Annotated in this window: 19 protein-coding genes; 7 read left to right on the top strand and 12 right to left on the bottom strand. The window is 58.3% G+C overall.

Annotated elements, in window-relative coordinates; all coding sequences use genetic code 11:
- Positions 1-8: 8 nt before the first annotated feature.
- On the bottom strand, positions 9-650 hold the full coding sequence (locus A9Q02_RS14870) for a histidine phosphatase family protein (RefSeq protein ID WP_097653873.1): 642 nt from the start codon (positions 648-650) through the stop codon (positions 9-11).
- 105 nt (positions 651-755) lie between these two features.
- Here A9Q02_RS14870 and A9Q02_RS14865 point away from each other — a divergent pair, with 105 nt between their 5' ends.
- Positions 756-1172: a diacylglycerol kinase family protein gene (locus A9Q02_RS14865; protein WP_245860556.1), complete on the top strand. Its 417-nt coding sequence runs from the start codon at positions 756-758 to the stop codon at positions 1170-1172.
- A gap of 15 nt (positions 1173-1187) precedes the next feature.
- A complete protein-coding gene (locus A9Q02_RS14860) occupies positions 1188-2864 on the top strand; it encodes an ABC1 kinase family protein (protein ID WP_097653872.1) in 1677 nt (558 codons plus the stop codon).
- A 66-nt stretch (positions 2865-2930) separates the two neighbouring features.
- Here A9Q02_RS14860 and A9Q02_RS14855 read toward each other — a convergent pair whose 3' ends face one another.
- The gene (locus A9Q02_RS14855; protein ID WP_097653871.1) at positions 2931-4328 is read right to left on the bottom strand and encodes an MATE family efflux transporter; all 1398 of its coding nucleotides are present in this window, start codon (positions 4326-4328) and stop codon (positions 2931-2933) included.
- Positions 4329-4347: 19 nt separating this feature from the next.
- The gene (locus A9Q02_RS14850) at positions 4348-5067 is read right to left on the bottom strand and encodes an NUDIX hydrolase (RefSeq protein WP_097653870.1); all 720 of its coding nucleotides are present in this window, start codon (positions 5065-5067) and stop codon (positions 4348-4350) included.
- Between the two features lie 102 nt (positions 5068-5169).
- Here A9Q02_RS14850 and A9Q02_RS14845 point away from each other — a divergent pair, with 102 nt between their 5' ends.
- The 3 genes from A9Q02_RS14845 to A9Q02_RS14835 all read left to right on the top strand — a co-directional run bounded on the left by A9Q02_RS14845 (position 5170) and on the right by A9Q02_RS14835 (position 9328).
- Positions 5170-5808 carry a thiamine diphosphokinase gene (locus A9Q02_RS14845; RefSeq protein ID WP_097653869.1) on the top strand — a complete coding sequence of 213 codons (639 nt, stop codon included), beginning with the start codon at positions 5170-5172 and terminating at the stop codon, positions 5806-5808.
- Positions 5809-6111: 303 nt separating this feature from the next.
- Positions 6112-7737, top strand: coding sequence for a S1C family serine protease (locus tag A9Q02_RS14840; RefSeq protein WP_097653868.1), 1626 nt, complete (start codon positions 6112-6114; stop codon positions 7735-7737).
- 175 nt (positions 7738-7912) lie between these two features.
- The gene (locus tag A9Q02_RS14835) at positions 7913-9328 is read left to right on the top strand and encodes an aspartate ammonia-lyase (RefSeq protein ID WP_172451003.1); all 1416 of its coding nucleotides are present in this window, start codon (positions 7913-7915) and stop codon (positions 9326-9328) included.
- Positions 9329-9422: 94 nt separating this feature from the next.
- Here A9Q02_RS14835 and A9Q02_RS14830 read toward each other — a convergent pair whose 3' ends face one another.
- The 5 genes from A9Q02_RS14830 to gltB form a co-directional block, all read right to left on the bottom strand.
- Positions 9423-10493: a lysylphosphatidylglycerol synthase transmembrane domain-containing protein gene (locus tag A9Q02_RS14830; RefSeq protein WP_097653866.1), complete on the bottom strand. Its 1071-nt coding sequence runs from the start codon at positions 10491-10493 to the stop codon at positions 9423-9425.
- A 65-nt stretch (positions 10494-10558) separates the two neighbouring features.
- Positions 10559-12109, bottom strand: coding sequence for an O-antigen ligase family protein (locus tag A9Q02_RS14825; RefSeq protein ID WP_097653865.1), 1551 nt, complete (start codon positions 12107-12109; stop codon positions 10559-10561).
- Between the two features lie 27 nt (positions 12110-12136).
- On the bottom strand, positions 12137-13087 hold the full coding sequence (locus A9Q02_RS14820) for a UDP-glucuronic acid decarboxylase family protein (RefSeq protein ID WP_097653864.1): 951 nt from the start codon (positions 13085-13087) through the stop codon (positions 12137-12139).
- A gap of 16 nt (positions 13088-13103) precedes the next feature.
- Entirely contained in the window at positions 13104-14618 is a 1515-nt protein-coding gene (locus A9Q02_RS14815; protein ID WP_097653863.1) for a sugar transferase, read from the bottom strand.
- A gap of 388 nt (positions 14619-15006) precedes the next feature.
- Complete coding sequence (gene gltB, locus A9Q02_RS14810; protein ID WP_097653862.1) at positions 15007-19656, bottom strand: glutamate synthase large subunit; 4650 nt, start codon at positions 19654-19656, stop codon at positions 15007-15009.
- Positions 19657-19993: 337 nt separating this feature from the next.
- On the opposite strand from gltB, the gene A9Q02_RS14805 reads away from it, so the two are divergent.
- Both A9Q02_RS14805 and A9Q02_RS14800 read left to right on the top strand, forming a co-directional pair.
- Positions 19994-21409 (top strand): glycosyltransferase family 4 protein, encoded by a 1416-nt coding sequence (locus A9Q02_RS14805; RefSeq protein ID WP_172451001.1) that lies wholly within the window; start codon positions 19994-19996, stop codon positions 21407-21409.
- A 262-nt stretch (positions 21410-21671) separates the two neighbouring features.
- Entirely contained in the window at positions 21672-22160 is a 489-nt protein-coding gene (locus A9Q02_RS14800; RefSeq protein WP_097653861.1) for a hypothetical protein, read from the top strand.
- Between the two features lie 58 nt (positions 22161-22218).
- Here the strand turns inward: A9Q02_RS14800 and A9Q02_RS14795 are convergent, their stop codons facing one another.
- Genes A9Q02_RS14795 through A9Q02_RS14780 form a run of 4 tightly spaced genes read right to left on the bottom strand, consistent with a single transcriptional unit; the run spans position 22219 to position 24977 of the window.
- Positions 22219-22755, bottom strand: coding sequence for a 2-oxoacid:acceptor oxidoreductase family protein (locus A9Q02_RS14795; protein ID WP_097653860.1), 537 nt, complete (start codon positions 22753-22755; stop codon positions 22219-22221).
- A complete protein-coding gene (locus A9Q02_RS14790) occupies positions 22752-23612 on the bottom strand; it encodes a thiamine pyrophosphate-dependent enzyme (RefSeq protein WP_097653859.1) in 861 nt (286 codons plus the stop codon). The genes A9Q02_RS14795 and A9Q02_RS14790 overlap by 4 nt, the downstream gene beginning before the upstream one ends.
- Entirely contained in the window at positions 23597-24775 is a 1179-nt protein-coding gene (locus A9Q02_RS14785) for a 2-oxoacid:acceptor oxidoreductase subunit alpha (protein ID WP_216361525.1), read from the bottom strand. Before A9Q02_RS14785 ends, A9Q02_RS14790 begins: the two co-directional genes overlap by 16 nt.
- Positions 24762-24977 (bottom strand): 4Fe-4S binding protein, encoded by a 216-nt coding sequence (locus tag A9Q02_RS14780; RefSeq protein WP_172450999.1) that lies wholly within the window; start codon positions 24975-24977, stop codon positions 24762-24764. Before A9Q02_RS14780 ends, A9Q02_RS14785 begins: the two co-directional genes overlap by 14 nt.
- Positions 24978-25143: the final 166 nt, after the last annotated feature.

Here is a 25143-nt window from a genome sequence, read left to right as displayed (position 1 = left end):
GCTGGTGTTTACAACGCCTTCTGGCCTTCGCGGGTGCTGGCGAGCGTGCCAAGATGGCAGGCTTCGCTGAGGCTGACCAGGTAGGGCAGGTCGTTGCCGTATTCGATCACCGAAATGCTGGCGTTGGTGACCCAGATCCGGTTGATGCGATCCATGTTCATCCCCAGCGCATCGGCCACGAGAATTTTGACCACGACATCGTGCGTGCTGATCAAAACGGTCTGATCCATATGGGTCGCCGTGATCTGCTCACGGAAATCGAGGGTGCGCTTCAGCACATTCGAGAAACTCTCGCCCCCCGGCATCTGCGAGCGGGTTGGGTGTTCACGCCATTCACGGAGGCCATCGGCGTATTTGCTGGTGATTTCGTCAGCGTATTTGCCTTCCCACTCTCCATGATTGATCTCAAGCAAGGCTTCAGAATAGGCAAAGGGGGTGTTGGGATGGAAGCCGGCAATAGCTTCGGCTGTACGCGCAGCGCGTTGCAGGCGGCTACTGTAGATCTGATCGATCTGCTCAGCCTTGAGGCGTTCGGCAAGCGCGGCTGCCTGGCGCATACCTAGTTCTGAGAGGGCTGCATCAAGCTGGCCCTGATACCGATGAATCCGATTCCATTCGCTTTCGCCGTGACGAACAATGATGAGACGCATATCGAGCTTACCCTTTATGTTACATAGAGATCACTAAGTCTCCAGGTGCCCATTATAAAGCAATCGCGCACCTCTGTGGCTACCTGGTGTATAATTTATCACGTTATGCAACAGCCACGCAATCAGCAAGAGCAGTCGATGCCGCCCCGAGGGAATGCCTATCGTCTGAGTAGACTGATAGCGTCGTTTAAGTATGCCTTTCACGGGCTCGGGTATCTGCTGCGCACGCAGCGCAATGCGCAGATCCATTGCTTTGCTGCGCTAGTGGCGACGCTGCTCGGCGCGTTGCTGCGCATCGAGCGCTGGGAATGGCTGATTCTGGTGTTGACAATAACCCTCGTCCTTGCCGCCGAGGGGGTCAATACGGCCGTTGAGGCCACCGTTGATCTCGCCACAACGAGCTATCATCCGCTGGCGAAAATTGCCAAGGATGTTGCGGCAGGAACGGTCTTGCTCTGTGCGTGTGGGAGCATTGTTGTTGGGTGTTTGATCTTTTTGCCCCGGCTGATTGCCTGGTTTTGATAGTAAGTTACGATCATGTGGCCTCTGGTTCGCCAGGCTCGTTATCTTGGGCGCTACCGTGAAATTACCCAGGTGCTTGTTGGGCATGGGTTTGGGGCGCTGGTCGAGCAACTCGGTCTGATCTCGTTGTTGTCGCTGCCCCGCCGTGCGGTGCTGCGCGTGCCACCGACTCCGCCGCTTGGCACGGCTGGCCGCCTGCGTGAGGCGCTGGTGGCGCTGGGGCCGACCTTTGTCAAGTTGGGGCAGGCCCTTAGTACGCGCCCCGATCTTTTGCCCCCCGAGTTTGTTACCGAACTTGGCAAACTCCAGGATACTGTACCCTCGTTTCCGGCTGAGGTAGCCATTGCAACAATTGAAGAGTGCCTCGGCCGCCCGGTTGATCAGATCTTTGCCAGTTTCGATCCGGTTCCCCTGGCCGCTGCTTCGCTTGGTCAGGTTCATGCCGCGCAGTTGCATACCGGCGAAAAGGTCGTCGTCAAGGTGCAACGCCCTGATATTGCCGGGCGCATCAATACCGACCTCGCGATTCTCGCTGATCTCGCAGCCCTCGCGCAGGAACGCTTGCCCCTCGGTCAACAGTATAATTTAATTGAATTGACCTGGGAATTTACCGCGACACTCCGGGCTGAACTTGATTATCGGCGTGAGGGACGCAATGCCGATCGGTTCCGGCGTCTCTTTGCTGACCATGACTCGATCTATATTCCTCAGATCTATTGGGATTACAGTGGCAGCAAGGTTCTGACCAGTGAGCGTCTCTATGGGGTCAAGGTGACGGATCACGCCGGCCTTGACGCCGCTGGGATTGATCGGGTCGAGTTGGCACGCAATTGTCTCGCCTTGATTCTGCGCGAAATTTTTACCCTGGGCTTTTTCCATAGCGATCCGCATCCTGGCAATTTTTTCGCCATGCCCGGTGAAGTGCTTGGCGTCGTTGATTATGGGCAGATGGGGAGCCTTGATGCCCAGACGACCCACGCGCTGCTTTTGTTATTGACGGCCATCGTTAACCAGGATACCGACGGGACGATTCGCTCGCTCGAGCGCCTGGGCTTGATTACCCGGCGGGATGTCACTTCTCAGTTGCAGCGCGATCTTGAACGCTTTACCCAGGGCTTTGTTGATCGCCCGCTCTGTGAAATTTCAGCTCAAGAGACGATTAATGAATTGCTGAGCCTGCTGCGGCGCCATCACATCCGCCTCCCCGGTCCACTGGCCCTCTTGATGAAGGCGCTGGTGATGATGGAGGGCGTCGGTTTGCAGCTCGATCCGCAACTGGATGTCTTTGGCATTGCGCGCCCGTATGTCGAGCAGGCCATTCTGGAAGACTTCGCCCCGGCAAACCTGAGCAATCAAGCGCTGCGCGGAGTGCGTGATCTCGGCGAAGTTGCGGTGGAATTGCCCTACCAGGCGAGCGATCTGATCCATCGGTTGAATAGCGGTGAATTGCGCATTCAGACTGAAGAACGCGAATTGCGCCGGGTGTCTAGTGCGCTCGTTGGGGCCGCCAATCGGCTGGCGGTGGCGGTGGTGCTGGCTGCCCTCATCCTCGGTATTGGCATGCTTGCGGTCGCCATTGGCATTGGTGGGTGGACGGGTGTCTTGCCCAACCTGTTGCTTGGCTTTAGTGTGGCGGCGTTCCTCTTGACCGGGGTTGCCCTCGTTTTTGCGCTGCTGCGTCGTTGGGAATGAGATCGATTCGCCTTAACATTAGGGCACCAGCCCTAATGTTAAGGCTTGTGCTGGCGAAAATAGCTATTAGACCTGAATTTTTTGCCAGGTGCCTGCGTTGAAGCGCCACAGTACGAGGATTGCTTGCAACGTGAAATCACTGCACATCGCGAGCCAGATGCCGGCAAGCCCAAGGTTTAACCCGCCAACCAGCAGGAAGGTCAAGGGCAGACGGACGAGCCAGGTCGTCACAAGGCGGCTGTAGAGCGGCCACCGTGTATCGCCAGCCCCTCGCAACGCCCCGAGCAGGATAAAGCTCACGGCCAGCGCTGGCTGCACCAGTCCTGCGGCACGGAGCACGGGAATCGCGGCTTCGATCACAGTCGGATCGTTGGTAAAGAAGGCCAGCAGTTGTTGCGGAAAGAGGATCATCAGCCCACCGACGGCACTCATCATCAAGCCACCCTGGAGCAGCGCTTCGTAGGCAAACCGTTTCGCTTGCTGTGGCTGGCGTGCGCCGAGTGATTGCCCAACGAGGGCACTGGTTGCGGCTGCATAGCCCATCCCAGGGAGAAACGAGAGTGACTCGATCGTGATCGAGATCGTATGCGCAGCATAGGCGGCAGTGCCCAGGCCCGTCACAAAACGAACAAAGATCAACAGAGCGGCTTGAAAGACAAACTGCTCGCCTGCCGTGGGGAGCCCGACGTTGAGCAGTCGCCGCATTGTTTCAGGGTCAGGCCGGTGGTCAAAGACAAAGCGCAGACCGGCATGCCCACGGAAGAGCAGGCCTAGCATTATGAGACCCCCTAGCCCGCGGGCCAGTGCGGTGCCAACGGCGGCCCCATGGACCCCGAGGGCAGGCGCACCGAGTTGCCCATTGACCAGCAACCACGAGACCCCGATGTTCAACGCATTGACCCCCAGCATCACGAGTAACGGGGTGCGTGTATCGCCCGCCCCGCGCAAACAGGCCGTGCCAACCAGGAGCAACGTCGCGGGCAGAAAGGTGGCAGCATTGATGTGAATGTAACTCGCGCCGAGACTCTGAACCTCTGCTGGTGCTCCGACCAGCCGCAGGAACGGCTCGGCAACCAAAAAGCCCAGCAGGGTCGCTGCCAGTCCCACCAGTGAAGCGAGAAAGATCGTCTGGCGGATGATCCGTACCAGACTGGCCTCGTCTTTGGCCCCAATGGCGCGTGAGACCAGGGCCGTCGCCCCGATGCCGACCGCCATAAACAGAACCATCATAAGCCAGGTGAATTGATTGCCTAGCCCGGCTGCTGTCAACGCGGTCGCACTGCCATAGCCAAGCTGTGCGGTTGCTTCGGCGCTCAGGTTACCGACAAGATAGATATCAACCAGACCGACCAGGGTATTGAGCAGTTGTTCACCGACGGCTGGTAGGGCCAGGAGCAAGACGCGTTTGCGGATCTTGATGGTAGGAATGCGAACTTCGCCTTGAGCGGTGGTTGTTACATGCATAAAACGATCTGACCATCTCTTATCTACTCAGGCGATCTTCGCGCCAGCGGAAGACAAACTGCTTTTCGCCGGCCCGATCACGGCGGAAGCGCCAGAGTCGGGTTGGGCGTCCGCGCCCTTCGCGGGTCAACTGGGTCTCTTCGAGCAGGCCCGACTCTTTGATCTTGCGGTAAAAATTGCCTTTATCAAGCTCTTCGCCAAGAATCTGTTCATAGATATGCTTCAGTTCAAGGATCGAAAAGAGCTCGGGCAACAATTGAAACGCCAGCGTTGTATACTCCAGCTTTGAACGCAGGCGCGAGATGGCATAGGCCAGGATCTGGTCGTGGTCAAACGCAAGCTGTTCGGGTAACCCGCTGACCGGGAACCAGCGCACGTCGGTGCTCTCGTCACTTGCACGAATCTTCTGGGCATCGGCGCTGATCAAGGCAATGTAGGCGACACTGATCACCCGCGAACGCGGATCGCGGCCTACTTCGCCAAAGGTGTAGAGTTGCTCGAGGTAGACATCGCGTACCCCGGTCTCTTCGGCTAGCTCGCGGCGCGCCGACTCGACGAGCGACTCGTCCATATTGATAAATCCACCAGGGATTGCCCAGTAGCCCTCAAAAGGCCAGTGGCGCCGCTGCACAAGCAAGACGTGTAGCTCCTGGTTGATCAGGGTAAAGATTACCACATCAACTGTCACCGAGGGGCGCTGGTAGTGGGTCGGGTCATATGTGGCAGCAGACTCCTCCATAATGTGCTCCTCATGATAGTGTTACTTATACACTATGATAGGATACTCTGCGATGAGTGTCAAGCCGGGACAGAGTGTGTGCTGCGTGTTACAATGGTGCGCATGTATGCTGTCATTGTTGCCAATGCCCCTGCCTTTATGATCGAGCCATTTTATGGCTTGTTGAGTCATGCTGATCTTTTGATTGCTGCAGATGGTGGTGGCAATAGCTTGCATCGCGCTGGTTTGACCCCTGATCTGCTGGTGGGCGACCTTGACTCACTCAAGCCGCAGGCGTTACATGCGTTTCGTCAGGCCGGGGTTGTGATCCGCCAGTATCCACCCGCCAAAGACGAGACTGATCTGGAACTGGCCTTGCTCCAGGCCGTTGACGCTCACGCAACCCGCATTGATATTCTGGGTGCGCTTGGCGGGCGCTTCGATCAGAGCCTGGCGAATGTCGCGCTGCTTGCCCTGCCCGAGCTCGCCTCGTGTCGGGTTCGTCTGCTTGATGCCGAGCAAGAGGTCTATCTGGCCCATCGGTCGGTGGTGATCAATGGTGCTATCGGCGATGTTGTCTCGCTCTTGCCGCTGGGGGGGCCTGCCCGTGGCATTACGACCCGTGGTCTTGAGTATAGCCTGCATGAAGCCGACCTCTACTTTGAACACTCCCGTGGCATCAGCAATACCATCATCACAACGCCTGCGCACGTGAGTGTGCGCGAGGGTTTGTTGGTGGTTGTGCATCGTTTTACCCGCTAGAAATAAAACTCGCCTGAGACCTCACAGGCCCTTCAAGGCCTGTGAGGTCTGAAGATTCTTGGGGGTCGCAGGCCTCGTTGTATGCAATACAAGTCGCCAAAAGCGTTGTATACTTAGGCTGAAGATGTCCAGGTCGTCCTGCTTCCTGTAGGCACAAAGGTCTGGCGTTGATGGGATCTCCCCGGTGCTCCCCTCACCCTCTCCTCAACCGCTCACATGTTATCTGGTCGACCAGAAGACAGCCAGAGTTGGAGATGTTGTAGTCCGCTTTTTCTTTCTGCAAGGCCCTGATAGGAGGTTGTGATGAAGTTGAGCAGATGGTGTGTTGGGCGAAAGGTAGGGACATTCGGCTGGCTGCTTCTCGTGATCGCTATGGTAGCGCTGAGTGGATGTGGGGCTGCGATCCCTGGTGCTACCGGGCCAACCGCTGTGCCCACCGAGGCCGCAACAAGCGAACCCCCAACAGCTGAGCCGACCCCCGAGCCTGCCCGTGGCCTTGGCTCGCTGGCCGATGCGCAGCAAGCAGTCATTCAGATTGAAGCCCAAGGAACATTTGTTTCACCCGATGAAGGGATGCTCTTCAATGTTGCCGGACGCGGCTCTGGTTTCATTATTGATGAGAGTGGGATTGCGGTTACGAATAACCACGTGGTTACGGGTGCGGCGTTGCTCAAGGTCTTTGTCAATGGTGAGAGTCGTCCACGCAATGCGCGTGTCCTTGGCGTCTCGGAATGCTCCGATCTGGCCGTGATCGATATTGAGGGCGACGGTTTCGCTTATCTCGATTGGTATGACGACAATTTGCAGGTCGGGCTGGATGTCTTTGCCGCTGGTTATCCGCTTGGTGATCCTGAGTTCACCTTGACCCGTGGCATTATCTCGAAGGCTCGTACTGATGGCGAAACAAGCTGGGCCTCGGTTGATAATGTGCTCGAACACGATGCGACGATCAACCCCGGCAATTCTGGCGGGCCATTGTTGAGCAATGATGGCGCGGTCATTGGCGTCAACTATGCTGGTCGCTCGGATACGAAACAGTACTATGCGATCTCGCGTGACGAGGCGCTGCCGCTGATCGAGAAGATGCGCGATGGACAGGATGTTACCTCGATTGGGATTAACGGTGAAGCCTTTAGCAATGGTTTCGACTCGGGCATCTGGGTCTGGTCGGTCAAGTCGGGCTCACCGGCTGATAATGCTGGGGTGAAACCGGGTGATATCATCACCAAGCTCGAGCGGCTCGTGCTGGCGACGGACGGTACGATGACCGACTACTGCGATATTCTCCGCAGCCGTAACCCGAGCGATACCCTGGCAATTGAAGTTGTCCGTGGCGATACCCAGCAGGTGCTGGAGGGCCAGATCAATGGGCGTGAACTCGAAGAGACCTTCTCGTTTGCGCGCGATGAGAATATCCCTGGTTTTCAGGACGGTGGCTCGGCCACTTATGATGGCTACGAGCAGATCACCGATGTCAACGAGCTTTTGATCGTTGAAGTGCCTACCTCCTGGAGTGATGTTTCGTCGGGCACCTGGAACTTTGCTGGCCGTGAAATGGAGCGTAGCGTTGGTATGACGGCAGCCCCTGATATTGATGCGTTCATCAATACCTGGGATAGCCCCGGCGTCTTTATTGGGGCCTCGCAGCAACTCGCGCAAGAGATGAGTGTCACCGATCTACTTGATCAGAACTCCTTCAGTCAGAGTTGTACCTACGAAGGCCGTGACGATTATAGCGATGGCCTCTATACCGGGTTCTTCGACACCTGGACAAACTGTGGTGGCACCGATACGGTTTTGATCGTGGTCGCCTTTGCACCAGAAGATGGTTCGTTCCTCGGCCTGGTGCAGGTACAGGTGGTGACGGAAGCGGATCTCGAAGCACTTGATCGTATCCTCGATACGTTTATCGTGGTTGGCGAATTGTAAATTTCACTCCTTATTTCACGAAAGCGGGAACCAACGGCCAGCATCCGCTGACCGTTGGTTCCCGCTTTCGCATGAGACTTTCAGCGCCTTACCACAGTTGCCTGGACGTGTGCTACAATCTAGCCGTGGTGGTGCGCTCTGTGGCGTAATGAAATGGACAAAGGAGCCCGACAGTATGAATGGTTTCCGCATTGAGAAGGATTCGCTCGGTGAGATGCAAGTTCCGGCTGATGCGCTCTATGGGGCGCAGACGCAACGCGCCGTGCTCAATTTTCCGGTAAGTGGGCAGCGCCCCTATCCAGCGTTTGTCTGGTCGCAGGCCATGCTCAAGCGGGCGGCGGCTGAAGTCAACCGTGATCTCGGCTTGCTCGAGCCGGAATTGGCTGCGGCAATTATCCAGGCTGCCGATGAGGTGCTTGCCGGTACATGGCAGAATCAGTTTGTCGTTGATCCTTTCCAGGCCGGGGCCGGTACGTCCCACAATATGAATGTCAACGAGGTGATTGCCAATCGGGCCAATCAGATCCTCGGGTTTACGCTCGATGATCCCAAGAAGCCAGTCAATCCGAATGACCACGTCAATATGGCGCAGTCAACCAACGATACGATCCCGAGCGCAATCCGCCTCGGGTGCCTCTGGCGCTTGCCCGAGTTGCTCGCCGCGATTGATGATCTGGCCAATGCGCTGGAGGCCAAGGCCGCCGAGTTCGACGATGTGGTCAAGTCGGGCCGTACCCACTTGCAGGATGCCGTACCGGTGCGCCTTGGGCAAGAGTTTGGGGCCTATGCGCTGGCGGTGCGTAATGATATGGAGCGGATAGTGACCGCGGCTGAGCGGATGCGCCGTCTGGGCATTGGCGGTACGGCAACCGGTACCGGGCTGAATGCCCATGACGAGTACCATCAGCGCATGGTTGACAAGTTGAGTGAGTTGACCGGGCAGGGTCTACGTTCCTCGGGCAACCTCTTTGAGTCGATGCAGAGTATGGCTGATCCGGCTGATTTCTCGGCGAGTATGCGCACGTTGTGTGGGACGCTCGTGCGGATCGCCAATGATTTCCGGATGCTTAGCTCGGGTCCGGCGACGGGCTTTGACGAGATCCGCCTGCCTGCGGTGCAGCCTGGCTCTAGCATCATGCCGGGCAAGGTCAATCCCGTGCTGGCCGAGATGCTCAATATGGCCTCTTTCCACGTGCAGGGCTGTGACCTGACGGTCAATCTTGCTGCGCAGGCCGGGCAACTCGAACTCAACGTGATGATGCCGATCATTGCCCACAATCTCTTTGAGATGATGCATGTCTTGATTGGTGCGATCAATGCCTTTACGACCAAGTGTGTGGTCGGGATCACCGCCAACCGCGAAAAGGCCGAGGGTTGGTTGGCCAAGAATGCCATCCTGGTGACGGCACTCAATCCGGTGATTGGCTACAACAACGGTGCGGCGGTCGCCAAGGAGGCGATGGCTTCGGGCAGGACGATCAAAGAAGTTGTTGTCGAGAAGGGTTTGCTTTCGGGCGAAGAGGTTGACAAGCTGATTGATGCGCGTAAACTGACCGAAGGTGGCATCCAGGGGATTGCTGCCGCGGGTTAACGCCGGGGGCTGAAGCACTTGCTGGGGCCGAAGCACCCGCACCGACAACCTCGCGCTACGGCGCGAGGTTGTCGGTGCGGGTGCTTCGGCTCTGCTAGCGTCGTTTGCTGAACAGATAGACGAAAAACCCCCCGACGACAATGCTCCAGAAGTTGATCAGGCGGTCGAGCAGCGTAATCGCGATCCCCAGGCTCTGTTCAATGCCAAAGAAGAGCAGCACGACCGTGATCGCCCCCTCCACCACCCCGAGCCCGGCAGGCGTAATCGGCAGGGCCGTCAAGAGCGATGAAGCGAGCGCGACAAAGATGATCGCCGAGAGCGAGAGTTCCGAGACGGCTGGGCCAAAGGCTTCGATCACAAAAAAGAGCCGGAACCCCTCAAGCATCCAGATCATCCCAGTGAAGGCGATCAGGCGTGGCAAGACGGTTGGCTTGAACGAACTGAGGGCAGCGTGCTCGAAACGGTCATAAAACTGGTGCATGCGCTGCGGGATGATCTTGCGCACCACTGGCCCGAGCCAACGCATCCCGGCGAGCCCAGTCAGAATGGCGACCACCAGGATGGCCCCGAAGCCAAAGATGAGTTGCGTGCCTTCGGGCATGTGGACGCCAAAGGTAAACCAGGCCGAAATAAGGAGGAGCAAGAACAGGCCCAACATATCGAGCAACCGCTCGGCAAAGATGGTGCCAAAGGCCGACGAGAACGAGACGCGCCCATTATGCTTGAGCAGATACCCTCGATACGCATCGCCGAGTTTGGCCGGTACGATGCAGTTGGCAAACCACGAGAGATAGATATATTCCATCAACGCAGGAAGTGAGGCCCAGTCATGTCGTCCTTCGTGGACAGGAACCCCCGCATTGCCCAGCAAGAGCCGCCAGCGCAAGGCACGCATAGGGAAGGTTAGATAGAAGATCAGAAAGCCGAGCACGAGCATCCATGGATTGACCTGTCGGATATATTGCCAGGTCTGGCGAATGTCAATATTCAGCCCCGAAAAGACAAAGACCACGATAGCAATCGCGAGGCCAAATGAAATCAGGGTGCGTGGACTGCGTAGCCGATCCCAAAGGACAAAGCCCTTCTGCTCGACTTCTGCTTCGTCGGGCAGCGCATCTGATGTAAAATCAGACCCTTCCTCATTGGTGTTGCTCTTATCAATCATCAACTCAATTTACCCCTTGTGCTGTCGCGCTTCGCTGCCACTTCGCCACCTTCATCTCGCGCATCTCAACGCTCATACGACCAGTTTCCGACCGCCGACACCCGATCTGGCGCTGGTTGTGACGTGCCAAGGCCATGCCATTCAACCAGGACAAGCAATGCCCAGATGGAGCCGAGCTGCAGGCCCATATTCAGGACATGCAGATGCTCAAACAGATTATGGGCCGCCACGGCCCCCACGACCCCGACGCTTCCCGCTGCAATTCCCTGCCAAAACCAGCCCTCGGCCGTTTGCACGGCACGCACCGCCTGAACGATCACCGTCCCAATGAGGATCAAGTAGGCGGTTAGACCAATAATACCCGCTTCGGCGGCAATATGTAAATAGTAATTATGGGCATGACCACGTGACTGATACCAGGGCCGAATACTAATCGGTCGCTCGCCTACCCGTGGTGGGGCTTCATACGCAATGCTATAATTGCCTGGCCCAACCCCGGTCAGTGGGTAACGTTCGAGCATATGCCAGGCTGCTTGAAGATGCGCCATGCGTTCGACTACCGCAAAATTTGCCGGGGTAATGGCCACCCCGCGGGCATCAAACAGGCGCAGATTATTGGTCAGACTCGCGATCCGCTGGGTGAAGGTCGTAGGCAGCACTCCTCCCCCGCCGAGGAGGGCCAACCCGATCAGCCCAGCCGCCGCAACCAGGGCCAGTTGCCGCACTAGGCGCCGGAGTTGGGCCGGCAGCATGATCACGGTCGCAACTCCCAGGGCGAGCGTACCCCCGACCGCCCCGATCCAGCCTCCGCGCGAGAAGCTTGCCAGCAACCCGGTCAGCAACAAACCACCGGCAAGCCCCGCCCCTCCCAGGGCTATCAGGGCTGGCAGACGCCTTGCCCCACGCATCAACCCGACCCCGGCAAAGAGCGCCATCCCTACGGCGAGCGGCCATGCCTGGTTCAGATAGCCCGCAAATGAATTGGGTTGTCCTATCGTACCATACGCACGCACTCTTCCGCCACCAATCGCAAAACTTGGTGGCCCGAGACCATACCAGTATTGAACGAGGCCAACGAGCGCCGTTCCCGCAGGGGCGATGAGCAGGGCGGCTACCAGGCCCCAGATGCGCCAACTCACCCCGGCCCAGCCCCGGTCTTCGCGCAGGAGCACCGGATCGAGGATCCGCAGGGCAAAAAGATAGATCAAGGGTACCGTAGCCCAGCGCACGACCTCACGCACCGCCTCGCTACGGTTGTAGGGTGTTCCGACCGCCGATAGCGCGAGGGTCCAGACAAACAGCGCCAGTGGGGGCAAGAGCCGCCCGAAGCGCTGGGGATCATCAGGCCGGATCAGCGTATGTAGGGCAAACGAACCGATCATCAGCACGAGCGAGGCCTGGGTCAACGAAAGCCCGCCCGGCAACACCAGCAATTCTTGCACCGGTACCGAGAGGATCGCCAGGTAGATGATCCAGACCGGATTGACCACCGCCAGGGTGACGGCAACCAAGGTAAAGAGCAACAATGCTGCGGTCGCCAAAGGCAGCAGGGCGAGCGCGAGCGCACTGCTGCCGACCACCGACCAGACTACAACCTTGAACCACGGATGCGTCATACCATCAAAGCCATTGTCCTGCGTGCGCTAGATCTCATTGCGGCGGTGCAGTTCCTCCCGAAACCAGGGGATGGTCAAAGCCAGGCCCTCACTCAACGTTACCTGTGGTTCCCACCCGAGAATGCGTCGCGCCTTGCTAATATCGGGCTGGCGTACCTGTGGATCATCCAGTGTCCGCAGATCTTTCGTCACGGTCCCTGCCTCATTGCCGGTCAGTTCATTGACAATCCCGGCAAACTCCTTGATCGTAAATTCGCCCGGATTGCCAATATTGACCGGTTCGGCCTCATCAGAAAGAAGCAACCGATAGATCCCCTCGACCAGATCGCTCACATACTGAAACGAGCGGGTCTGCATCCCATCACCATAGAGGGTCAGGGGTTGGCGTTTGAGGGCCTGGGCAATGAAATTGGGTACGACTCGTCCATCACGCAGACGCATCCGGGGGCCATAGGTATTAAAGATGCGCACAATGCGTGTCTCGAGGCCGTGGTAGGTATGATAGGCCATCGTGATCGCCTCAGCGAAGCGTTTGGCCTCATCATAGACCCCACGAGGCCCGACCGGATTCACATGACCATAATAGGTTTCGGGTTGCGGATGCACCTGTGGATCGCCATAGACCTCAGAGGTTGACGCGAGCAGGAAACGGGCCCCCTTATCGCGGGCGAGACCGAGGGCTTTATGGGTACCGAGGGCACCGACCTTCAGCGTCTGGATCGGTAATTCCAGATAATCAATCGGTGACGCGGGCGAGGCAAAGTGCAGAATCGCATCAAGCGGGCCGGCGACATAGATGTAGTTGGTAACGTCGTGTTTGATAAAGCTGAAACGAGCATGATTGGCTAGATGGGCAATATTATCAGTTGTTCCGGTGATCAGATTATCCATCCCGATCACCTCATGGCCCTCGCTCAAAAACCGGTCGGATAGATGGGATCCGAGAAAGCCTGCCGCACCGGTAATTAACACACGCATCAGACCCGCTCCTCTCTTAGTAGGCACCACGCCCCCCGATCACTGCCGGGATTACCATCAACATAATACGGATATCCATGCTGACCGACCAGTTTTCGGCGTAATAGATATCGAGCCGCACTTGTTCATCAAACGACATATCGCTGCGCCCGAGGGCCTGCACAATGCCAGCGCAGCCAGGCATTACTTCCAGGCGGCGGCGATGCCACGGTTCATAGCGTGCGACCTCGTCCGGCAGGGCCGGGCGAGGCCCGATCAGGCTCATCTCGCCACGGAGTACATTCCAGAGTTGGGGCAGTTCATCGAGGCTGCTACGGCGCAGGAAGTGTCCGATCCGGGTAATGCGGGGATCGTCGCGCATTTTGAAGAGCGGACCATCGGCATCATTGTGGTGTACCAGTTCTGCTTTGCGTGCTTCGGCATCAGGCACCATGGTACGAAACTTATAGCAATTGAAGATCGTGCCCCCTCGTCCGACGCGTTGCTGACGAAAGATCACTGGCCCACGCGAGTCAAGCCGCACCAGCAGGGCTACAAGCGCCCCGATCATCAGGATCACAGGGGCAAGGACAAGCACAAGCGCGACATCCATCACCCGTTTAATGGTCAGATTAATACCCTGCAACCGGATCTCTTTGGGCCGCAAGAGGGGCACGCCACTGAGTTGATGCAGATCAACCCGATCAAAACTGAGTTGATAAAAATCGGGCGCAAGCAGATACTCGACCCCGAGGCGCTCACAGATCATGACGAACTCGGGCAACCGTCCCTGTTCCCAGAAGGGTAGTGCAAGAATGACCTGTTGCGAGTTACTTGTGCGGATCGCTTGCTCGAGGTCATCAAAATCACCCAGGTGCCGATAGACGCGGGTCGCCCGTCCATTTTCTTCAACGACCGGCCGATCATTGAGATAGCCAGCGAGTGTATAACCAAGCCCCGGCGAACTCACGATCCCATTCATCACATCCTGGCCGAGTCCGCTTCCGCCGACTACGAGTACCCGTTCCTGCCCAATCCCACGTGACCATTGCCAGTGCTGTAATCCGGTACGGATGACCCGCCACACCGCGAGGAGCAGGATGATTGTTGCCCCGGTAAAGGCAAAGATCAGCCGTGAATAGTAAAAGGGCTTATAGAGAAAGACGACCACAATCAGGAAGGCAATCACCGTGAGGGTACTGCTCACAATAATGCCTATTTGATCGAGCAAACTAAGGCGAGGAGATACCTGATAGAGCCCACGCCGACCAAACTGGAAGGCAAGCAACAGCATCATGGGCAAAAAAATCGGCAAAAAAGCCTCAAATTCGACCTGATTCTGGGTTGCTACTTCCGAAACAATGCGGTCAAAAGGTTCAGGCCAATTGGCCGTATAACGCAACCAGTAGGCAAAAACCACACTCGCGAGAATCAGGGCTAGATCCCAAAGCAACATCCCGAGTGCAGTGAAACGTCGGCTGCGACGGATACTCTTTTGTTCAGTCTCCACAACCAGTGTCGGCCCGGTAGGGTGACGGATACTTTGATCCATCCAGGCCTCCTGTCTTCGGGTTTCCACCCGCTCGCTCAACATCTTCGCTGGAAAAAAAGCCAGCATAGCTGGCTCTTTTTCCAGCGAAGGCAAGATTATTGTACCATAGCTTCTCTGGCGCACCAGAGAAGCTATGAAGCGTCGCCTTCGGGTAGATCGGATGCTTGATTGGAACGGGTTGACTCGAGATAGACGGAAATCCCAGGGAGCGCAGCAATACACACCATCAAAGCAAGCAAACCAAGCCAGGCCATACGTGTCCTTCTCTTCTCTACCACATATGAATGCTCTTCCAGGTAGACCCTACGCCAAGTCTACCTTCCCTGGAAGAGCAATCAGCAAATAGACGTGAACCCTGCATTTATACCATACAATCAGCTTCGTGTGATCAGGCTGCGCGTGCCGAGGCTGATTTAATCTCCTCGGTGCCTTCGCTCGCATTCTCGATCTTTGCCACCGCGTCGCGTGGCACGGCAACGCGGAAGAGGCTACGATAGACTTCCCAGCGGGCGAGGACTTCGGCACCCCGCGAACTTCCGGTCACCTCGACGTGGCGACGGATTAACGTCTGCACCTGGGCTTCGTCACGGGTACTCATCGAGCGCAACTCGATCAACTGGGGATTGTAGCGTTGGGCAAAATGACCGGCTTCATCAAGCACATAGGCAATGCCGCCCGTCATCCCGGCCCCAAAGTTGCGTCCGGTACCACCGAGGATGACCACGGTTCCACCCGTCATATACTCACACCCGTGATCGCCAACGCCTTCGACAACCGCAACCGCCCCTGAATTGCGTACGGCAAACCGTTCGCCCACCTGACCAGCGGCATAGAGTTCGCCCCCAGTTGCGCCATAGAGCAGCGTATTGCCTGCGATCACATTTTCGTGCGAGGCAAAGCGAGCCTTGGGGTCAGGGGCAATGACGATGCTTCCTCCGGCCATGCCTTTGCCCACATAATCGTTGGCATCGCCAGTCAGGAGTAGGTCAACCCCAGGGGCATTGAAAGCCCCAAAACTCTGCCCGGCGCTACCACGGAGGTTGATCCTGATGGTGGAGGGAGGCAGCCCTTTGTCGCCATAGATCTGCCCAATAGCCCCGGCCAACCGCGTGCCAACCGAGCGGTCGCGGCTATGGATCTGGTAGGTGAGCGTCACTGGCCCACGCGCAGCGAGGGCTGCACGGGTATCGTGCATAATGCGATCATTGAGGCTCTCGGTGGCTGGCAGGGGGTTGCGCTCGCCCCCATGCTTGAGCTCGGCCCCAGGAACGATGTGGGCGGTGCCAATCACCGGCGTCAGATCAAGCGAGTCGGGGCCAGCATGCCCGACCTGGCGCTGCCGGAGCAGGTTGCTGCGCCCGATGGCCTCATCAAGCGAACGTAACCCCAGGCTCGCGAGCCACTCACGCACCTCTTGGGCGAGATAGCGGAAGAAGGCCATGACCATCTCGGGTTTGCCTGGGAACTTCGAGCGCAGTTCAGCGCGCTGGGTCGCAATGCCTACGGGACACGTATTATTGTGGCAGGCGCGGGCCATAATGCAGCCCTCGGCGACCAGGGCGGCTGTCCCAAACGAATATTCGTCGGCCCCGAGCATTGCGGCGATCACCACATCGCGTCCAGTCTTGAGACCCCCATCGGCCCGGAGGCGCACGCGGCCACGCAACCCGTTGAGTACCAGGGTCTGCTGGGTTTCGGCGAGGCCCAGTTCCCAGGGCAACCCGGCATTCTTGATGCTGCTGAGTGGCGACGCCCCGGTACCACCCGAGTGACCACTAATCAGGATCGTATCGGCATAGCCTTTGGCGACACCGGCGGCAATGGTGCCCACCCCCGAGGTTGCCACCAACTTGACCGAGACGCGTGCGTCCGGATTAACTTGCTTGAGATCATAGATCAACTGGGCCAGGTCTTCGATGCTATAGATGTCGTGGTGGGGTGGGGGCGAAATCAAGGCCACGCCTGGCACCGTATGGCGAATCCGGGCGATCTCCTCATTGACCTTGTGGCCGGGGAGTTGTCCCCCCTCACCGGGTTTAGAACCCTGCGCCATCTTGATCTGCAATTCACTGGCACTTGCGAGGTAGCCAGGGGTTACGCCGAAACGTCCCGAGGCAACCTGCTTGATCTTGGAATTGCGCTCGTCCTTGAGGCGTTCGGCATCCTCTCCACCTTCCCCCGAATTGCTTGCCCCACCGAGGCGATTCATCGCAATCGCCAGCGTTTCGTGGGCCTCACTACTGGTTGACCCGTGGCTCATCGCTGCCGTACTGAAGCGCTGCACAATCGCCTCGATTGACTCTACTTCATCAAGGGGCACCGGCGCACCAGCAGGCACAAACTCGAGCAAATCGCGCGGATCGGTGGCCGGACGACCGTTGACCAGATCGGCATAGGTACGATAGATCGCATAGCCTTCGGCACTCACCCCCGGACCGTGGCTATCGCCGTTCAGGGCATAGGGGTTCTTGGCGGCCTTCTGCAGCGCGTGTACCACGGGCGGGCTAAAGGCGTGGTACTCGCCATCCTTCTTGTACTTGTAAAAGCCCGGATGCGGCAAAATCGTCACGCCGTCATGCTCTTCAGCCGTAAACGCCTTACGATGGCGAGCACGCACATCTTGCTCAAGGCGGGCGAAGCCAATGCCCCCAATGCGTGTTGGTGTCCCGGTAAAACAGCGATCAACCAGGGCTTGTTCAATGCCGAGCGCCTCGAAGATCTGGGCACCGCAGTAGCTATCGAGGGTCGAAATGCCCATCTTGGACATAATTTTGAGCAGGCCTTTTTCGAGGGCTTTGATCACATTGCGTTCGGCTTCGAGGCCCAGCGAATGGGCACGCGGCGCTGCAATCAGCGGATCATCGGCCCCAATGGGGGCACTGGCGCGCTGCTTGACCGCATCGCGCTCGAGGGCGAGTTGGCGCACACTGGCCAGGGCGAGATACGGATTGACTGCCTCGGCCCCATACCCAACGAGACAAGCCAGATGATGCACCTCGCGCATTTCACCGGTCTCAGCCAACAGACTACAGAGGGTACGCAACCCCGTCCGGATCAGGTGATGATGGACGGCACTCACGGCGAGCAGGGCCGGAAGCGGTGCATGCTCGGCATCGACGCCCTGATCGCTGACAATCACGACGGCGGCCCCGTCGCGCACCGCTTTTTCGGCGCTGGCACAAAGGTGCTCGACGGCCTGTTGCAACGATGCCCCAAGGGGCATCAGGGCTGACACTGTAGCCACGGGCAGCAGCGGATCGCCATTTGCCCGCAGTGCAGCGAGTTCGCGATCAGTCAGGATCGGCGAATTGAGTTCGAGGAGATGAGCGTGTTCAGGAGTGGCTTCGAGCAGATTGCGCCGACGACCAACCGCGACACTCAGCGACATCACGAGTTCTTCGCGGAGCGAGTCGATGGGTGGGTTGGTCACTTCCGCAAAACGCTGCTTGAAATACTGGAAGAGCGGGCGACCCAACTCAAACTCTGACAGCACCGCCGCAGGGGTATCATCACCCATTGAACCAACCGGCTCTTGCCCGGTGATGCCCATCGGCTTGAGCACGACATTCAACTCTTCGCTCGTATAGCCAAAGGCCTGTTGCAAGGGCTGGAGGGTTGCCGCCGAGGGATAGGGCAGCGCAGGCGTATCGCCTCCCGCATTGCGAACCTCTTCGGCCACCTGGGCCATCCGGCGCAAATGCTGCCCGACCCAGGCCTCGTACGGCTGCTGCTGGGCCAGATATTCCTTGACCTCCTCATCGGTAAAGAAGCGCCCGGTGGCTGTGTCGACGGCAATCATCTGCCCAGGGCCAAGCTTGCCCTTATGGACAACGCGCGCCTCATCAATGGCAACCGCGCCCACCTCAGATCCCGAGATCACCAGGCCATCATCGGTGATGATATAGCGGGCCGGACGCAGACCATTGCGGTCGAGGGAGGTTCCCACAATCCGCCCATCCGAGAAGGTCAGTGCCGCCGGACCGTCCCAGGGTTCAACAAGACAAGCGTGATACTGATAAAAGGCACGGAGGGCCGGGCTCATATCAGGAATCTTCTCCCAGGCCTCGGGCACAAGCATTGCCAACGCGTGGCGAACATCGCGCCCGGCGAGCACCAGCAACTCGAGCGTATTATCAAGCATCCCCGAGTCAGAGCCATTATCATCAAGCACAGGATTGAGGGCTGACGGCCCATCGACGGCTACTTCAAGAAAATCGGCGGGTAGGTGCAACACCGCCTGACGAGCGCGCATCCAGTTGGCATTGCCCTGCACCGTATTGATCTCGCCGTTATGCGAAAGCATGCGAAAGGGCTGCGCACGATCCCAGGTCGGGAAGGTATTGGTCGAATAGCGCTGATGATAGACGGCCAGGGCCGTCTTTATGCTTGGGTCGCTCAGATCGGGATAAAACTGCTTTAGCGTCGTTCCCAGCAACAGACCCTTATAGACCACAGTACGACACGAGAGAGAAGGGACATAGGCTGCGAGCCCCTCGCGGGCAAAACTCTGCTCCATTGCCTTGCGGGCAATAAAGAGGGTCCGTTCAAAAGCCAGTTCATCGAGCCCATTGGTCGGAGCGATCAACGCCTGATCAATGGCAGGCATTGCCTCGCGGGCGCGCTCACCAAGTGCCTCGGGGTCAACGGGCACCTCACGCCACCCGAGCAAGCGCAGATTATGGGCCTCGAGTTCGTGGGCAACCACCGCTCGTGCTGCTGCGTGGGCCTCAACGTCAGCCGGGAAAAAAAACATCCCCAGGGCAACTGTGGATGGATCCGCCCCGATATTCAGGCGTTGCAACTCACGTTGCACAAATTCGCGTGGAATCTGAATCAATACCCCTGCACCATCACCTGTCTTGGCATCATCTGCGACTGCCCCGCGATGCTCAAGATTACCCAACGCCTCAAGGGCCATCGCTAGAATCTCGTGACCAGGATGCCCATTAATCCGGGCAACAAAGCCGATCCCACAGGCATCACGCTCAAAGCGTGGGTCATACAGACTCTCAGTCACTCGTGCAGGGAGATTGTTCACGCTATTCACCTTACTAGTAGAGTGTCGAACCGTTGAAACGTTGAACCGAGGAAAAACCTACAAACAGGCGCTCGCCAAACTCAGATCACTGAGCAATTGACGAGCGCCATTGTCGCACTAGGATGTGGTAGTTTTGCCGGATAGTATTGTTGGCTACTATACAATGTATGCCAAAAGTTGTCAAGTCGTTTTGTACCTTTTGCACAACTCCCGTACAGGGGGTATGCAAAAGGGGGGCGGCTCCAAAAATCTTGCTTGTGCTGGCGAAATCGGCTAGCACAAGCATGGGTTTTGAGGGCGACCGCCCTTAAAAACCGTATGGTACAATGGCAACGCCATGAACATCCCACGAATTGCCTATTGCTCACCAGTCAACCCCGCCCCGTCGGGGATTTCTGATTATAGTGAAGAGTTGCTGCCCTATCTTGGGCAGTATGCTGATGTCACCCTTTTTGTTGAAGATGGGCTCAAGCCAACCAATCCGGCCTTGAACAGCCATCTCGAGGTATTGCCGATCCGTCGTCTTGAACGTGAGGCACGCCGCCGCCCGTTTGATGCGCTGGTCTATCATATGGGGAACAGTCCGGCTCACGCCGCGATCTGGCGACAGGCGCGCCGCTTGCCGGGGGTGATTGTGCTCCATGATCTTGTCTTGCACCATTTTATGCTCTGGTATGCGGCGAATGTGGGCCGTGATATTCAGCAGTATGTGCGGGCGATGGAGGCGCGCTATGGCGATGCGGGCGCACACATGGCGCAACTGATGATTCGTTCGCGGTTTACTGATGCGGCTTTTGATTTTCCTTTGTGTGAGTCCGTCCTCGCTGCGGCCCGTGGTTTGCTTGCGCATAGTCGCTATGTCCAGGAACACGTTGCCGCCTTGCGGCCCAATCTCCCGGTGGCGATTGTGCCGATGGGTGTGCCGCTGCTGCCACCGGTAGAGCGGGCTGCGGCCCGTGCGTTTCTTGGCTTGCCGCCTGATGCGCTTCTCCTGGCGAGTTTTGGGCATATCAATGCCTGGAAGCGGGTCGAGCCGACGCTGCGTGTGCTCGGTGATCTGCGTGCCCAGGGGCTTGATGTGCGGTATCTTCTGGTGGGCAGTGTTTCGCCAAACTACGATCTGATGAGCTTGATCGACCGTTTGCGCCTTGGCGATGCAGTCATTGTGACCGGTCATGTGCCACGTGAACAATTTGAGGCCTATGTGGCTGCGGCTGACCTCTGTGTGAATCTGCGCTACCCAACTGGCGGTGAGACGAGCGCAAGCCTCTTGCGCCTGCTTGGTGCGGGGCGCCCGACCCTGGTGAGTGCCGTGGGTTCGTTTGCCGAACTGCCTGCGGGCGTGGTCGCGCAGGTTGACCCCGGGCCTGCCGAATATGCTCAGATCTTCGCCTATTGCCAACTCTTGCTGGGCCAGCCGGATCTGGCGCAGGCCCTTGGTGCCCAGGCCCGTGCGTATGTTGCGACTGACCATACCTTAGAAGCTGCGGCCCTCGGCTATATCCGTACACTCGCACGCTGGTATCGGTGGCCGGTCATTCAACGCTATCGTCCCACGCCGCTCTGGGATGTGATCCCCGAGTCGGTTGATCTTTCTGGGGACCTCGCCCCTGCTGCCCCGCGCCACCCTCATCCTCCTGCCGAGGACGACGTCAATCCGCTGATCAAACGGGTTGCCACGGCAATGGCCGAGCTTGGTTTAACCGAAGATGATCAGGTTGTGCTGGCAAGCATTGCCCAACGGATCGGGTAGGGGCACGGGGGTGCCGTGGTAGGGCGATTGCATCATACGAAATCGGATACAACGGGGCACCCGCAAGGGTTGGGCCGTGCCGGGGCGGGGCACCCGCAAGGGGTGCCCGTACCGGGGCGAGGCCGCATCCGGTGTAGGGGCACCCCTTGCGGGTGCCCTTGCGGGTGCCTTGGCGGGGTGCCTACACGGAAGATGCAATCGCCCTAGGTGCCGTGGCCGGAGGGGGGGGCACGGCGGCGCCGTGCTCCTACAGGAAAATGTGATGCACGCAAACTTTTCGTTGCTTGGTGTCCCTGTCACGATACGGCCCACATCTCTCGGGGCCGGTCTCTTGTCCGCACTTGTCGTTGCCCTTGTGACCCGCGAACGCCGCGTTGCGCTGGGCATTGCCGCCGGGGGACTCTGGTATACTGCCGATTTTACCCACGTCGTCGGGCATATTGTCTCTTCCGAGGCGGTGGGCGCACCGATGGATGCAGTTGATTTTGGCTTGTATCCAATGAGTGTGTATGTCAACCATGATGTTTCGCCGCAGCAGCATATTGGCCGTGCTGGTGGTGGGGTTGCGGCCTCTTTGCTTGCCACACTGGTGTTGCTGCTGTTGCGTAGCCGTGTCACCAATTCCCTGGCGAGGCAGTTGCTTGCCATTGCTGCTACTCAGCACGGTTTGCTCTTTGTCCTGAGCATGCTGCCGGTGCAACTCGTGGATGGTGGCGTGATCTATACCAACCTGCGCAAACTCCGGCGTTGAGATGCTGTCTCTTGTGCTCACGGCCAGCGAAGCTGGCCGTGAGCACAAGCATGGGTTTTTAGGGCGACAGCCCCGCGACCACCGTCATCCCTGCTTCAAGCGCCTGTTGGTTGAGCGCTTTGAATTTGCTCGGGACGCTTGCGAGGGTCGAGGCGAGCATCGCTTCACGTGAAACGACGCCGGTCAAGGCAGTCACTGCGCCGAGCATGACGATGTTGGCGACGACGACGTTGCCTAGTTCTTCGGCGATCCTGGTTGAGGGCACCAGGTGTGCATAGGGTGCTGCCTCGTAGGTGATAACCATGTCGGGGTCAATAATGATCGTTGCTCCTGGTCTGATGTCGTTGATGTAGCGGTTGAACGCTTCTTGCGACATAGCGACGAGGATATCGGCAGCGTGAATGCCTGGATAGCCGATTGGTTCGTTGGCAATGATGACCTCGGCGCGCGCTGCGCCGCCGCGTGCTTCGGGGCCGTACGATTGCACCTGGCAGGCGATCAGGCCATCATAGACGGCGGCCGCTTTGCCGAGGATGACGGCTGCGGTGATGACTCCTTGCCCGCCAAACCCACAGATGCGGATCTCTTGTTTCATAATTTCACCTGCTCGACCAGCGTGGCCCAGCGTGCCTCGAAGCTTTCGCGTTCGCAGTCCTGGAAGACGCCGATCTTGATCGTGTCGTGCAGCGCGGCTCGTTCTTCGGGTGAGCCAAAGTGCATAATGTGTTCGTAGTCGTCAATCAGGATGGTATGCTCGCGGTACCATTGCCAGATCGTTTCGAGTTGCTTGAGCCCGTTGCGTCGGCCATAGGCGGTTGGGCAGGGAACGAGCATTTCGATCAGCGCAAAGCCGCGTTTCTGGATGCCCTGGGCAATTGATTTGATCGGTGGATAGGGCTGGTTGATCATCCAGCGTGCTACGTAGGGTGCCCCAAGCGTCTGGGCCAATGCGCAGATGTCGAGCGGGTATTCGATGTTGCCATACGGTGTCGTGGTGCTGAAGCTGTCGATCGGTGTGGTCGGGGCAGCCTGACCGCCGGTCATGCCGTAGGTGAAGTTGTTGACCAGGATGACCGTCAGATCCATATTGCGCCGGATCGTGTGCAACAGGTGGTTGCCACCAATGCCCGAGCCGTCGCCGTCGCCGGTAAAGACGATGACGTTCAAGTCGGGCTGCGCGGCTTTGATTCCCGACGCAAATGCCAGCGCCCGGCCATGCGTGGTGTGCATTCCGTCTGCGTTGACATAACCCGAGAGGCGTGATGAGCAGCCGATGCCCGAGACAAAGACGGTGCGGTCGAGGTCGAGTTGCAGTTCGTCGAGCGCCCAGAGGGTGTAGTTGAGCACATTGCCAAGGCCACACCCATCGCAAAAGATGGTTGGGAACATCTCGTGGCGCAGATAGGTTTGGCGCAACTCGGCGGCGGTTTTGAGCTTTAGCAGACCTGACATCGCAGTTCCTCCAGCGCCTCGCTTAGTTCGGTTGGTGTATGCAACTCGCCGCCGATTTTACTCTGCAACATGACCGGGCAGCGCCCGGCGACCGCTTCGCGGATTGGATGCACGATCTGGCCCAGGTTCATTTCGGGTACCAGGATGGCCTGCACCCGTGCGGCCCACCTGGCGACGACTTCGTCGGGGAAGGGCCAGATGGTGATCAGGCGCAACAGGCCGACCTTGAGGCCACGTTGGCGGCCTTCTTCAACAACATCACGGCATGCGCGGGCGGTAATGCCATAGGCGATGATCGCGATCTCGCACTCCTCGGCCCCAAACTCTTCATAACGAATGATCTGGTCAGTGTTGCGTAGAATCTTGTCGGCCAGACGGCGCACCAGTTGGTCGTGGATCGGCGCACTCGCCGAGCGAGGCAAGCCCGCTTCGTTGTGGGTTAAGCCGGTGACATAGGTGCGGAACCCGGCCCCGAAGGGGGCAAAGGCCGGCACAAGGTTCTCGCCCGCCGCAAAGGGGCGATAGCCCTCGCGTGAGGTGGCACACGTGCGTTCGACCAGTTCAAATTCGTCGTCCTCGGGAATGACGAGCCGCTCGCGCATATGGCCCAGTTCGCCGTCAATAAAGACCAGCACCGGCGTCCGGTAGGCTTCGGCCAGGTTAAACGCAACAATCGTCAACTCCATCGCCTCTTGCACCGACGCCGGACAGAGCATAATAATCTCGTGGTCGCCGTGGGTGCCCCAGCGCGCCTGCATCATATCGCCGTATGCGCCGAGCGTTGGCTGGCCGGTCGAAGGCCCCGAGCGCTGGACATTGACGATCACGCAGGGTGTCTCGGTCATGATCGCGTAGCCGAGATTCTCTTGCATCAGCGAAAAACCAGGGCCAGAGGTGGCGGTCATCGTTTTGACCCCGGTCCAACTTGCCCCGACGATGGCCCCCATGCTGGCGATCTCGTCTTCCATCTGGATATAGCACCCCTCGATTTTGGGCAAAATCTCGGCCATACGCTCGGCGACTTCGGTCGCCGGGGTAATGGGATAGCCAGCAAAGAAGGTGCAACCCGCCAGGATCGCCCCGTAGGCACAGGCATCGTCGCCCTGAACAAACTGAACCTTGTCGCCCATCGCTTGCCGAAGACGGTCTCTATGCGTTGACACTGACAGCCTCCATGACGGTAATCGCGAAATCTGGGCAGAGCAATTCGCAGAGGCGGCACCCATTGCAGCGTTCTGCCTCGACCAGTTCAGGTGGGTGAATGCCCCGCATAGTAAACCGTGATGCGATACGCAGGCTCCTGGTCGGGCAGTGGAAGACACACACTCGACACCCTTTGCACCAGTGTTCATTTAGTTCGATCACATGCATCGTTCCCTGCCTACTCTATATGCTAGTTTGTTTGTTGAGCTTGGTAGTCTGTAACGTACGTTGCTTGATCCCAGCGGGGGCTTCGACCGGCTCAGCCTGCGTTCGACAGGCTCAGCCTCCGTCCGTTCGCAATGCCCATCGTCCGCCGTTGGCTGAGCTT

Origin of the sequence: Candidatus Chloroploca asiatica, assembly GCF_002532075.1 — a bacterium.
GTDB lineage: Bacteria > Chloroflexota > Chloroflexia > Chloroflexales > Chloroflexaceae > Chloroploca > Chloroploca asiatica.
Note: the sequence above shows the minus strand (reverse complement) of the source record. Positions and strands in the feature narration are given on the sequence as shown.

Bases quoted from the DNA above. Each gene is read 5' to 3' on its own strand.
- A9Q02_RS14870 (WP_097653873.1), bottom strand. From the start codon at position 650: ATGCGTCTCATCATTGTTCGTCACGGCGAAAGCGAATGGAATCGGATT.
- A9Q02_RS14865 (WP_245860556.1), top strand. From the start codon at position 756: ATGCAACAGCCACGCAATCAGCAAGAGCAGTCGATGCCGCCCCGAGGG.
- A9Q02_RS14860 (WP_097653872.1), top strand. From the start codon at position 1,188: ATGTGGCCTCTGGTTCGCCAGGCTCGTTATCTTGGGCGCTACCGTGAA.
- A9Q02_RS14855 (WP_097653871.1), bottom strand. From the start codon at position 4,328: ATGCATGTAACAACCACCGCTCAAGGCGAAGTTCGCATTCCTACCATC.
- A9Q02_RS14850 (WP_097653870.1), bottom strand. From the start codon at position 5,067: ATGGAGGAGTCTGCTGCCACATATGACCCGACCCACTACCAGCGCCCC.
- A9Q02_RS14845 (WP_097653869.1), top strand. From the start codon at position 5,170: ATGTATGCTGTCATTGTTGCCAATGCCCCTGCCTTTATGATCGAGCCA.
- A9Q02_RS14840 (WP_097653868.1), top strand. From the start codon at position 6,112: ATGAAGTTGAGCAGATGGTGTGTTGGGCGAAAGGTAGGGACATTCGGC.
- A9Q02_RS14835 (WP_172451003.1), top strand. From the start codon at position 7,913: ATGAATGGTTTCCGCATTGAGAAGGATTCGCTCGGTGAGATGCAAGTT.
- A9Q02_RS14830 (WP_097653866.1), bottom strand. From the start codon at position 10,493: ATGATTGATAAGAGCAACACCAATGAGGAAGGGTCTGATTTTACATCA.
- A9Q02_RS14825 (WP_097653865.1), bottom strand. From the start codon at position 12,109: ATGACGCATCCGTGGTTCAAGGTTGTAGTCTGGTCGGTGGTCGGCAGC.
- A9Q02_RS14820 (WP_097653864.1), bottom strand. From the start codon at position 13,087: ATGCGTGTGTTAATTACCGGTGCGGCAGGCTTTCTCGGATCCCATCTA.
- A9Q02_RS14815 (WP_097653863.1), bottom strand. From the start codon at position 14,618: ATGGATCAAAGTATCCGTCACCCTACCGGGCCGACACTGGTTGTGGAG.
- A9Q02_RS14805 (WP_172451001.1), top strand. From the start codon at position 19,994: ATGAACATCCCACGAATTGCCTATTGCTCACCAGTCAACCCCGCCCCG.
- A9Q02_RS14800 (WP_097653861.1), top strand. From the start codon at position 21,672: ATGCACGCAAACTTTTCGTTGCTTGGTGTCCCTGTCACGATACGGCCC.
- A9Q02_RS14795 (WP_097653860.1), bottom strand. From the start codon at position 22,755: ATGAAACAAGAGATCCGCATCTGTGGGTTTGGCGGGCAAGGAGTCATC.
- A9Q02_RS14790 (WP_097653859.1), bottom strand. From the start codon at position 23,612: ATGTCAGGTCTGCTAAAGCTCAAAACCGCCGCCGAGTTGCGCCAAACC.